General features: G+C 55.8%; 7 protein-coding genes and 2 pseudogenes. 3 read left to right on the top strand and 6 right to left on the bottom strand.

The window, feature by feature from the left end; genetic code table 11:
- Positions 1-76 precede the first annotated feature (76 nt).
- Both LEPTO7104_RS39235 and cax read left to right on the top strand, forming a co-directional pair.
- Positions 77-945, top strand: a pseudogene (locus tag LEPTO7104_RS39235) (IS5 family transposase).
- A 341-nt stretch (positions 946-1286) separates the two neighbouring features.
- Positions 1287-2366, top strand: coding sequence for a calcium/proton exchanger (gene cax, locus LEPTO7104_RS0100520; protein WP_017296581.1), 1080 nt, complete (start codon positions 1287-1289; stop codon positions 2364-2366).
- A gap of 365 nt (positions 2367-2731) precedes the next feature.
- Here the strand turns inward: cax and LEPTO7104_RS0100515 are convergent, their stop codons facing one another.
- From LEPTO7104_RS0100515 to gyrA, 4 genes are all read right to left on the bottom strand, one after another.
- A complete protein-coding gene (locus tag LEPTO7104_RS0100515) occupies positions 2732-4693 on the bottom strand; it encodes a GUN4 domain-containing protein (protein ID WP_196358079.1) in 1962 nt (653 codons plus the stop codon).
- Positions 4694-5238: 545 nt separating this feature from the next.
- Positions 5239-6540, bottom strand: a complete 1302-nt coding sequence (locus LEPTO7104_RS0100510; RefSeq protein ID WP_017296579.1) for an ABC transporter ATP-binding protein — start codon at positions 6538-6540, stop codon at positions 5239-5241.
- Positions 6541-6635: 95 nt separating this feature from the next.
- Positions 6636-6824: a hypothetical protein gene (locus tag LEPTO7104_RS0100505; protein ID WP_017296578.1), complete on the bottom strand. Its 189-nt coding sequence runs from the start codon at positions 6822-6824 to the stop codon at positions 6636-6638.
- Positions 6825-6888: 64 nt separating this feature from the next.
- Positions 6889-9417, bottom strand: a complete 2529-nt coding sequence (gyrA, locus tag LEPTO7104_RS0100500) for a DNA gyrase subunit A (RefSeq protein WP_017296577.1) — start codon at positions 9415-9417, stop codon at positions 6889-6891.
- A 366-nt stretch (positions 9418-9783) separates the two neighbouring features.
- Here gyrA and LEPTO7104_RS0100495 point away from each other — a divergent pair, with 366 nt between their 5' ends.
- Complete coding sequence (locus LEPTO7104_RS0100495; RefSeq protein WP_017296576.1) at positions 9784-10185, top strand: response regulator; 402 nt, start codon at positions 9784-9786, stop codon at positions 10183-10185.
- A 282-nt stretch (positions 10186-10467) separates the two neighbouring features.
- On the opposite strand, the pseudogene LEPTO7104_RS43440 reads toward LEPTO7104_RS0100495, so the two are convergent.
- Positions 10468-10866, bottom strand: a pseudogene (locus LEPTO7104_RS43440) (ISAs1 family transposase); the annotation flags it as partial.
- 447 nt (positions 10867-11313) lie between these two features.
- Positions 11314-11694 carry a response regulator gene (locus tag LEPTO7104_RS0100485; protein ID WP_017296574.1) on the bottom strand — a complete coding sequence of 127 codons (381 nt, stop codon included), beginning with the start codon at positions 11692-11694 and terminating at the stop codon, positions 11314-11316.
- Between the last annotated feature and the right edge of the window lie 187 nt (positions 11695-11881).

Raw genomic sequence — 11881 nt, 5'->3', positions numbered from 1 at the left:
CCGCCTTCGAGTACTAGGGCGTGTTTTAAAACTCTTTGGCAGAATGGAAGTAGTACGAATAAACTCTTGAACTGCGATGATTCTTCCACCTCAACCCGCCCCTCGTCGGGGTGAAATGAGCGAAAACCAATGGAACCAGATTGAACCCCTGCTGCCACCGCAAAAACCTCCCACGGGCTGCCCAGCCAAAGACCATCGCCTGATCATCAATGGCATCCTGTGGATTTTGCGCACGGGTGCGCCATGGCGAGACTTGCCGGAGTGCTATGGGGCTTGGTTAACCGTTGCCGGGCGGTTTTATCACTGGCGCAAGATTGGCCTATGGCAACAGGTGCTCACAGGCCTCCAAGCGAAGGCCGATGCCGAGGGCAAGCTCAATTGGGATATTCATTTTGTCGATGGCAGTGTCATCCGTGCCCACCAGCATGCCGCTGGGGCAAAAAGGGGGACCTAGAGCCCGATTCGGACCTCTCTGCGGTTCAACAGGTGCAAATCCGAGAGGCCTTAGGACGGTCCCAAGGGGGCTTTAGCACCAAACTACATCTGCGCTGCGAGGGAAACGGCTTACCGATGACCTTTCTGCTGACCGTCGGTGAGCGTCATGAGGCGGTCGTGTTTGAACCATTGATGGAGCAAGGCGCGGTGAAACGCCCTCACGGGGGACGACCGCGCTTACGTCCCAAGCGGGTCAGTGGGGATAAAGCTTACAGCAGTGGCTCCATTCGTCGCTATTTGCGACGGCGGGGAATTCGGGTGACCATTCCTCGCAAACGCAATGAACGGCGACGCGGTACCTTTGACAAGGCGCTATACCGCCAGCGCAATCAAGTTGAGCGGTGTTTCAATCACTTGAAGCAGTACCGCCGCATCGCAACTCGCTATGAGAAAAAGGCTGAAAACTACCTGGCCATGCTAACTCTAGCCTCCATCATGATGTGGGGTTAGTTTTAAAACACGCCCTAGGGCATTACTGGTTGCCTGTAGCTAAGTCTGGAATGGCGAATCGGCGTATGGCCATCGCCCTGGATTACCCGGGCAAGCGTCCTAACTCTCGTGGCGACGGCTGTAGGTGCCGTTTTGCAAAAAGATAGCCCAAATGATTGCGTAGAACGGCCTCTCAACCGACAATGGGCAGAAAAATAGGGTTAGCCAGGGGTTTATGCTGGTCAGCGAGGGCTGGCTGATCGTCTTCGGCAAGAGGTAGTCTGGGATGGTTTCCCATCTCAGCGCTGCGTGAAGGCCATATCTTGTCCCCGGTGCCCGCCTAGTCCTTGATCTGGTTATCTATGTCGATCAAAAACATTGTTTCCCTGGGTCTGCTGGTCTTTATCCCCATCTCGATCGCGGCAGAACAGCTGGAGTGGGGTGCTCTCACAGTGTTTGGGCTGTCGGCGGTGGCGATCGTGCCCCTGGCGATTTGGCTGAGCACCGCCACCGAAGAGCTGGCGGTGGTCACCGGGCCGACCATTGGCGGCCTCATCAATGCCGTCTTTGGCAACGCCACGGAGTTAATTATCGCCCTGGTGGCGCTCAAGGCGGGGCTGATAGATATTGTCAAAGCCAGTATTACCGGGGCGCTGCTGGCCAACCTGCTGCTGGTGCTGGGCCTGTCGATGTTTTTTGGCGGGCTGCGCTACAAAGAGCAGAGCTTTAACCAAACCGTCGTTCGCATGAATGCCTCGACCATGAGCCTGGCCGTGGTGGCGATTGTGCTGCCCGCCATGGTGATCAACACATCCAATATTGTTGAACCCCAAACCATTGAGCGCCTGTCGCTGACGGTGGCGGCGGTGCTGATTGTGGTCTACGGGCTAACGCTGCTCTTTTCGCTCAAGACCCACAGCTACTTGTACGACGTGGGGGTCAACGACCTAGAAAACGCGGAGCACGGTGATGCGGAAAAGCCCAATCTGTGGCTTTGGCTCGGCGTGTTGGTAGCGGCCACCATTGGAGTTGCCATCGAGTCTGAAATTTTTGTGGGGGCGGTGGAAGAGGCGGCCACCAGCCTGGGGTTTACCGCCCTGTTTACGGGGGTAATTTTGGTGCCCCTGGTGGGTGGTGCGGCGGAGTACGTCACCGCCGTACGAGTAGCCACCAAAGACAACATGGACTTGGCGGTCGCGATCGCCATGGGGTCGAGCCTGCTGGTGGCGCTGCTGGTGGCCCCGGTTCTGGTGATTATTGGCTACTTTATTGGCCAGCCCATGGACCTCAACTTTGGCCTGTTTGAGGTAATTGCGGTGGTAATTGCGGTGTCCTTTGCCAACCTGATTAGCCTAGACGGGCGATCGAACTGGCTGGAGGGGGTGCTGCTGCTGTCGACGTTTGTGATTTTGGGGGCGGCGTTTTTCTTCCACCCGGTGTAGGCAAAATTAAGAAGCCGGATTTCTGGGCTGATAAAAATAGCCTTTAAAGAACAAAGAAACCCGGTTTTTGGTCAATGGGGAATCTATCCATGGGTAGGCAGTACATTATTGGAGTTGTGATTGACTTATTATTACTTTTGTAAGCGGTATATCCAGTTTTGAAGCCATAGAAGCGAAACGATTAAGGCTGTAAGCTATTAGCTAAAATCCAGGTACGGATCTATGGATTTTCGTAGTGATGCTTTCGCAAAGCAATGCACCACGGTATGTAATTGATTGGGTGGTGCATTGCGGCTAAAACGTAAGTTTTGGCAGTTTGACTACATAGGTTTACACCGCGAACACATACGACAAGGCTAATATATCTACAGATCAGCAAGAGCAGATCTTTGAATTTCACAAGATTGTAAACGAGACAAGATAATAGGAAACCATCTGTGGCCTCCAGAGTTCCAACCCCAATTTCCCAGCAAAGGTAGTTCTCCTTTAGGTGATAGGTCGATGTTAAACTTAAGGCTGGAATATCCTACCCAGCCTTGATCCTCACTCCAGCCAACTATTTCACCAAACTTGCTCCAATCGTCATTATAGTTAATGGGACTATTGCAAGCTTCCCATATCTCTCTTTGTACGCTAAAGCCAAATACACCCTTACTGTGCTTCAGCCATAAATAGTCTAAAGTTAGTAAGTCGTCGCAGGGAAAGTATTCTAAATCTTTCCTGTCAAACCACTGACCCTCTTCTTTTTCCACAGTAGCGATCATCAATCGATAAGTTTCTTCGTCTGCCTTACGCCACTTTTTAGATTCCAGAAGCTCTTCTAGTCTTTTATATCTTCTGATGTGAACTCTATTAATTACACTCTCCACCAATTTAAAGTCCGCCTTAGAATAGCTGATAAAAATTTTTACTTCTTCTTTGGAAATAGAGATTTCTTTTTTATTTTGCATTCGTTTAGCTGTCAGATTGGTGCTGAGCTTGCTATAGTAAGGATATTCTTTTAGTGCAATAGAGGCAAGTTCAGCGGCTTCGCTACCCTTCTCCAAAGCTTTATAAACTATCTGCTCCAGCAACCTCGGAGTTAGCTGAGCAGTGTACAGCAATACGGTTTCGCGCCAGAGGGCTTCATTCCAGTTTTGCAGCACCAGGTGGGCATTTTTTTGAATGGTGTCCTTGTCTTGGGGCTTGGCCAACCAGGTAGCAGCAAAAAAGCCCTGGAACGTGACATGGGGAAACTCGTATTCCCCAGGTTCGCGCTCAACCAGCAACTCGCTTACATCTACGATCGCCTTTAGCCACTCGGCGGGGTCTACCTCTTCGTCTTGCAGTAAGGGGTGCTGGGCCAAAAAGTGCAGCAGCGTAGCTCGATTGATGGTCAGCCGCTTGGATTTAGATGTGACCATGCCTATGGCAATAGCCTGAAGCAGAGCCAGACTTTTGCCGTAAGGCAACGGCATTTGAATAAAACGGGCGCAAGGGCGATCATCGAGCTGGAGTTTGCAGATGCCCTGATAGAGACCTAGCCGTTGACGGGGCAGTTCCGTTGCAGGGGCCAAACGGTGAAAGGTAACCAGCATGTTGAGCAGCAGCGGGTTTTCGGCCATGTAGCCCAGTTCGTCGCGGCGTGCTTGCAGCTGGCCGATCAGGTTATTCGAACGCTCGGTGGCTACTTCCTTAGCCTGGCGGCGCTGCTTGGCAGGGCGAAAAACCTGCTCTTGGCACAGATACCAGCGGTGAATAAACGCTTCTTGCTGGGCAGGGTTGAACCTGTTGACGTAAATAGGGATAGCGGGCTTTTTGGCGGTGTAGTCTTTGTACCCGGCGGGGCGTGAGGTGAGAATAAACACCGACTGGCGATATTCGGCTATTTGGGCACTCAACCATTCGCTCACCTGGGGACGCTTTTCGGCAGGGATTTCGTCGAACCCGTCGAACATCACTAAGGCTTTGCCGCTGGTTAACAGCTTGGCGGCCCAGGCGGGTGGTGGTGTGAGGGGATGATTTTTTGACAGGCTGGGGATGTGGTGCTCGGTAATAAGTTGGGGCAGGCTGGGGGGCTGCGGTTGGGTTAGCTCGTCGCCCCAGTCGCGCAGGCGCAGCAACACGGGCACCAGTTTGGGGGCACGATGGCGGCGGTGTTTGCCCTGGCTGTAGATCAGGGTAATGTGGCGCAGCAGGGTGGTTTTGCCCATGCCGCCCTTAGCAAGAATACTCATCTGGCGAAATTTGCGGTCTTTGCGCGTGCGGGCCAGTAGCTTCCAAATATCCAGGTTTTCCGATAGCAAGCCGGGGTCATACTGCGCCCAGTTGTTTTTGACGTTGATCAAAGCCCCATTGGTTAAGGCACCGCTGCTAATCGCCCCGCTTAGGTCGAGGGGCACAAACACATCTTCGAGCAGGGGGATAGCGGTACGATCGGGGTTAAAGCCTTCGGCGGTGAACTCTTCGCACAGGCGGGCCTGCTGTCGCAGATAGGGGCCAGTAAAGTCTGAGCGTAGCGACAGCAGTGAGCGCTCAGCGCTGTTAATGCCCCAGTCGAGCAGTTGGTCGAGTTTGGGAGCGAGCTTGTTGCCCACCTTAATGGCAACAAAAACAGCGGCTGCACCAGAAAAGCAGGTGACAGCCTCTCTCCATTGCCCGGATCGAGCGTTAGTAACTCCCACGAGGCTCAAGGCTCCAGGCACGCCTAGAGAGACCAATTTGGTATCGAGCAGTTCAAAGACCTGCTCGATTGTTGTGGGTGTATAGTTAGACGGCTCTTCGTCCATGGGGCAAAGGGGGCGTATGTTTAACCCATAGTATTCGCAACTCTGGATTTAGCACGACCATCGATCGCCGTGTTCAAGCGCCAGTTCACTGACTTTGCCGTGGGCTAACCATGCCACAGAGAGTCTTCGGTCACCGGGTCAAACAGGTGAGCTTTTTCGGGGGCGATCGCCAGCCAGACCTCATCGCCAATGCGCACCGCCGCGTCGGGCGGAACTTTGGCCAGCAGCGTCAGCCGCTCGGTCTGCACCGTCAGGTAGGTCTCACTGCCCAGAGCCTCTAGGTGAACAACCTGACCGCGAATATTTTTGGGGGCGGGCAGGGCCAAACTCAGGTGCTCGGGGCGAATGCCCAGCGTTGCCTCGCGGTTGTCGTAGGGCAGCAGGCGATTGTCCCACTCGCTGGGCAGCGACAGGCGAAACTCGGGGTGCACCAGCAAAAACGGAGCCTGCACCTGGACGGGGATGAAATTCATGGGCGGCGAGCCAATGAACTCGGCCACAAAGCGATTGGCGGGGCGGTTGTAGAGATCTAGCGGCGTGGCCACCTGCTGAATTTGGCCCTGGTTCATCACCGCAATGCGGTGGCCCATGGTCATGGCTTCGATTTGGTCGTGGGTGACGTAGATGGTGGTGATGCCCAACTGCCGCTGCAAGTTCACAATCTGGGCGCGGGTTTCCATACGCAGTTTGGCATCCAGGTTAGAGAGGGGCTCATCCATCAAAAACACCTGGGGGTTGCGGGCCATGGCGCGGCCCAGGGCCACCCGCTGCTTTTGCCCGCCCGAGAGCTGGCGGGGGTAGCGGCTCAATAGCCCGTCAATTTGCAGCATTTTGGCTACCGCCCGCACGCGATCGTCGATTAGCCGCTCGGCCTCTGAGACGTAGCGCAGGCCGGGGGGCAGCCTGCGGGTCACCGACACCAGCGGCTTTTCCCACCAGCGGCTCTCGGTCAGCAGGCGCTCTAGCTCCTGGTTGGCGGGCGAATCGCTAACGGGAAGCGGTTTTTTGCCCAGCTCCGGCAGGGATTGTTCGAGGTCGGCCCCCATGCGGCGCAGGCCGAAGGCGAGGTTGTTGTACACCGACAGGTGGGGATAGAGGGCGTAGCTCTGGAACACCATGGCGGTGTCGCGCTGCTTGGGGGGCAGGTCGTTGACTCTGCGATCGCCTACCCAAACGCTGCCCCCGGTAATCTCCTCCAGCCCAGAAATCAGCCGCAGCAGCGTGCTTTTGCCGCAGCCCGAGGGGCCGACCAGCACCATAAATTCGCCGTCATGGATGGTGAGGTTAATGCGCTTGAGCACCGCCGCTGCATTGGGGTCGGTATCGGGAAGCGCATCCTTTGTCTCGTCAGACTGGCGAGACTTGGGGAAGGTTTTGTAGACATTTTCAATTGCGACGTGGGCCACGGCAGGTTGGGCTACTGAACTAAGGAGCTACGGATAAATTCATTTGAGTCCAGGAAGTAGGTTTCAGAGGTTGCGGTCATCGCGTCCTCTCGAGCTCAAAGGATAAACTCATCAACTTCGGTAGGATGTTCGATCAGTTCAGCGATCAAGCCCGTTTTGGCCGTGGTGCATTGGGTCAAAATTGTCATTTCAACTTGGTCAGTACCGAGCAAAGCTTCTTTGTATTCCTCACGAATTTCAATTATCCCGTTCTCAATGGGTGCTTTGAAGGTAATGACTGGCATGGTGTTTGCTCAATTTTGATCGCCCAACGGTGTAACAGTACATCAAACGCTGTCGGTATCCATCCTACTCATCTTCGGGCAAACTGCTCTGGTCAGGCGAGTTAATGCGAATCACCTGGGTGACGGTTTCGCCTTTGGTGGGCTTAACCAGACGATCGCTCTCTCCGGTTCTGCCCTGGCGCGGCACAGACTCGGCGGGAATGACGGCGGTGCGATCGCCGCTGGTAAACACCGTCACCGACTCCTTCGGCACCGCTGGCAGCAGCGCCACCAGACTGTCGGTCTTGAGGCTGAACTGAAAGGACTGGGTGCCAATGTCGCCCCGCTTCGCCACCCGCAGGCCCTCGACGGGCAGGCGCTTGGCGTAGCCCGCCGCCGAAACCAGCAGCAGGCAGTCTTTACCCGACTGCACCCGCACGCAGCCCGCCAGGGTTTCTTGCTTGCCCATGCGAATGCCCTGGGGACCCTGGGCCGCCCGGCCCATGATCGCCAAATTGTCATCATCAATGGGAAAGCGCAGCAGCCGACCGCCGGTGGTTCCCAGCACCAGGTCATCCCCCAGTTCGGCCAGGGTGACGTGGGCCAGCTCGTCGCCATCTTTCACCTTCATCGCCGTCAGCCCGCGCCCGGTCAGGCTCGTGAACTCTTGCAGCGGGGCGCGCTTGATTTTGCCCCGGCGGGTGACCAAAATCAGGTCGTGCTCCAGCAGGTCGTCGCGGATGACAAACTGAGCCACAACGGCGTCGGCATCGGGGGGCACCGAACCGGGCAGCAGGTTCACCAGCGGCGAGCCCTTGCCCTGGCGCGGGTTGTTGGGGATGGCCTCCACCGCCACGGTAAAGGCGCGGCCATCGCGGGTGAGGGTCAGCACCTCCTGAGTGGTGAGGGCAGATTCCACCTGCACCACGGGGTCGTCGTCAAGTTCGTGCAGTTTGGGGTTGGTGTCGGTTTCGAGGCGGGCCTGGCGTCGCTGGTAAGATTTTTGGGAATACCGCCGCACGTAGCCCTTCTGGGTAAACTCCACCACCGTCGCCTCTTCGACGGTTTCGGCAATAATTTCCTCGATCTGCTGCGATTCCTCGGCCCGCTCTGCCTCGGTTTGAATGCGGGTGCGGCGGGGGTCGCTAAATTTCTTTTTCAACGCTTTGAGCTCTTTTTTCATCGCCTTGAGCAGTTCGCGGCGATCGCTCAGCAGCCGCTGCAGGTCATCGCGCCGCTGGCGCAGTTCCTCGGCCTCGGTGGCGAGGCCCTGGCGCTCCATGCCGGTGAGCTTGCGCAGGGGCATGGCCAAAATGGCGTCAGACTGGCGCTCGCTGAGGTCAAACTGCTGCTGAAAGGTCTGTTTAGCGGTGGTGCCGTCGGGCGCGTTGCGCAGAATGTCGATGATGGCGTCGAGGTTGTTGAGGGCGGTGAGCAGCCCCTCGGTGATGTGCAGCTTGGCCTCGGTTTTTTCGAGCTGGTGCTGGTAGTGGCGGGTGAGGGTGGTCTCCCGGAAGTTTAAGAAGGCCTGCATAACGTCGCGCAGGGGCAGCTGGCGGGGCTGGCCGTTGTCGAGGGCCAGCATAATGACGCCGAAGTTGCTCTGGAGCGGGGTGGTGCGGTAGAGGTCTTGCAGCACCCGCTGGGTTGGGGTGTCGCGTTTGAGTTCGATCACCACCCGCATGCCGTCGCGATCGCTCTCATCGCGAATATCCGCGATCCCCTCCAGCCGTCCCGCATTGACGAGCTGAGCAATTTTCTCAATCCAGCCCGCCTTATTCACCTGGTAGGGCAGCTCGGTGACGATAATGGCGTTGCGCCGCTGTCGCCCTTTGCCGGGGTGAACCTCCTCAAACTGGCAAATGCCGCGCACGGGAATGCTGCCCCGCCCGGTGCGGTAGGCATCCAGAATGCCCTCGGTACCAATGATTTCCCCTCCGGTGGGGAAGTCGGGGCCGGGGATGAGGCGAAAGAGTTCGTCGTCCGACAGGTTGGGGCGATCGATCATCGCCACCAGCCCGTCGATCACCTCGCCCATGTTGTGGGGCGGAATGTTGGTGGCCATGCCCACGGCAATGCCCGACGACCCGTTCAGCAGCAGGTTGGGCAGCTGGGTGGGCAGTACCACCGGCTCCTGCTGGGAGCTGTCGAAGTTGTCGCTAAAGTCAACCAGGGCCTCGCTGATGTCAGTCAGCAGGGCCTCGTTGCTAATCGGCGACAGGCGGGTTTCGGTGTAGCGCATGGCCGCTGGCGGGTCGTTGTCCACTGAGCCAAAATTGCCGTGGCCGTCCAGCAGCGGGTAGCGGCTGGAGAAGGTCTGCACCATGCGCACCAGGGCTTCGTACACCGCCTGGTCGCCGTGGGGGTGGTATTTGCCCAGCACGTCGCCCACCACGCGGGCGCACTTTCGGTAGGGGCGATCGGGGGTTAAGCCCAGCTCGTGCATGGCGTAGAGAATGCGGCGGTGCACCGGCTTGAGGCCGTCGCGCACGTCGGGCAGCGCCCGGCCCACAATCACGCTCATGGCGTATTCCAGGTAGGACCGCTGCACCTCGGTGTGGAGCGAGGTGGGCACAATTTGCCCGGAGGCAAGGATGTCGAGTTGGTCGGCCATGGGCGGGGTTCCTGGATGAGAAGAGGGTCGGCGGTCTAGGCGAGGCAGACCGGGCGGGAATGGGGACAGCAGCTGGGGCGGTAGTTGAGTTTAGCCATAGCGATGGCCCAAGACAACAGCCTGAAACTCAATTTACGGTCTAATTTAATTGGCCCTGGACAGATTGGCTTTAACAATGCTGTAACTTATAGGCAAGCCTGCGGATCTGGCAAGTATCTGGACTCTCTAACGGGGAACAACTTACCAAGGTGAGCTTGGCCGTCCCTAGTAAACCCAGCCCAGGTGTGCAGGCGATCGCCAAAGGCATCAACCACTTAATTTACGTTCTACTAACATACTTTCCGATGACAGGGGTAAACACACGCGATGAAGACCGTCTTACTGGTTGAAGACGACCTGGTCAACGCTCGGGTATTTTCTAAGATTTTGACCAAGCGCGGCGGCCTGGCCGTCAAGCACACCGAAGATGTAGAAGAGGTGATGACCATCGCCCGCAGCGGCGAAATTGATGTGATTTTGATGGATGTATCCCTGGCCCACAGCATGTACCAGGGCAAGCCCATGGATGGCATTAAAATTACCCAGCTGCTGAAGGCCGACCCAGCCACGGCTAATCTGCCCGTCATTTTGGTGACCGCCCACGCCATGGAGGGCGATCGCGAGAATTTCCTCAGCCAGAGCGGTGCCGATGGCTATATTTCGAAGCCGGTGATCGACCATCAGGAGTTTGTGGACCAAATTAAGGCGACCATAGGAGACGCTGAATAAGTACACTTGTACTTTATCTGCCGCATTTTCGCAACCTGCTCCCGCTCTCAGCCGGGGGCACAGCGGCGGTTCTAGTCGCCGAAGGCTAAAACGCCCACCGCTTCCGATCGCTGTTCGCCCTGGTTCCCCTGTTCCCCCCAGCTTTCACGGCCAGCACCTAGTACTCGAAGGCGGAAATATGTCGACTATTCCAGCTCGCTTGGCTCCCTCGCCCCCCTGCTCCCTCGCGATTAGCAATAGTCCCCGTATTTGTGCCGCAGTCTACTAGCCCCCAGGGCTGATTCATTGTAGGAGACGAAAAATCTGCTCAACCTGGTTAGCCAGCTTCCGTAGAGCAGACGTCACCGAAATAAATCCATTTAGCCGGAGCAGATTAATCGTTATGGATCGAAACAACGAGGCAACGAGCAGGGCATTCGGGGCTCGTCCATAGGTCTCATCCTCATGGAGGACGACATCTTTCGGCCAATGCAATCGATTTTCAATACTCCAATGCCCTCGCACCATGGTGTTCCACAGCGCGGCTGTGGTGGCGACGGAGCTGAGATGGTAGGCTCGATGGATGGAGCATTGGTCTGACGTACATCGCCGTCGCTCGACGCAGAGGATGGTTTTCGCCCCCAGCCAGCGTTGAGGATCAAGACCTTTGGCTGAATATACCTTGACTGAGCGCTGTTTCTGGCGACCATGCTGGCACTAATGAGGGAGGGCGTTTGTTTTGGTGCGCGTTCCCTAGCACCGTACAACGGCGAGGGGTCGCACCGCTTTTTGGGCGTGAAGCGCATCTAGACTGAAGACCGCTCCAGTGAGGTAAAGTTTCTCCAGCAGGTACTACACCACCTTCAACTCACTATTCTCAGCCGTAGTCAGCGCGGCTAAATCGACCGTGACACCTTGGCGTTGAGCAAAGACAGTGACGAGTCCGACAAGGCGAGTTTTGCCTTCCTCATCCACTATCGGTTGCCGAATCCGTTTCCCGTCAATAGCGTACACATCTGCCATGAAGTCTGAAACGCTGGATAGACTCTTGCTCTTGTCAACAATTCAGCGGTTATCAATAGCACTAAGGGTAAATTAAAAAGATAGAAATTTAATATGGAAATCTCGTTGAGAAGGACAGATCAAGCGTTAGTTACTCCACCCTAGTGTTTGAGATATACGCTGGGAAAGTGTGAGGGGGTTAAAGGGCTTGTTAATAGCGCCAGCAAAACCCATTTGGTGAAGTATCTCAGCTGAGAACCAGCTGGCTCTCGATGAAATTAGCAAAATTGGCACAGAATATTCAGCTGAGTAAACCTTTAACTCTTCAATGAAGAGTAGGGCATCTATTTCTGGAGTGGAGGTATCGATCAAAATAACATCAGGGCGCTGCTGCTCGCATAGATCGATCCCTGCTTTTATGGAACTTGCGAGCACTATTCTCCAACCGTCAATATCATGTAGGCAGGCCTCCAAAACCTCTCTAATGCCAGCCTCATGCTCAATTAATAAAATCAGTTTGGCTGCCATTAATGCCTTCTTTGTGACTAGAAGAGGTAAGACAAAAGTGAAATAATTTACTTAAATAAGCCACTTTCGGTGACCTCTGAAAAATAGCCTTCTAAATGGTGAACACTGCCCACCCTACAGCAGCTACAGTCGCTGAATTAACACTGGTAAGTAGGTAGCCCAAATTAAACGTTGCTGTAGGGTGTGT

The sequence above is a fragment of the Nodosilinea nodulosa PCC 7104 genome, from assembly GCF_000309385.1.
Classification (GTDB): domain Bacteria; phylum Cyanobacteriota; class Cyanobacteriia; order Phormidesmidales; family Phormidesmidaceae; genus Nodosilinea; species Nodosilinea nodulosa.
Note: the sequence above shows the minus strand (reverse complement) of the source record. Positions and strands in the feature narration are given on the sequence as shown.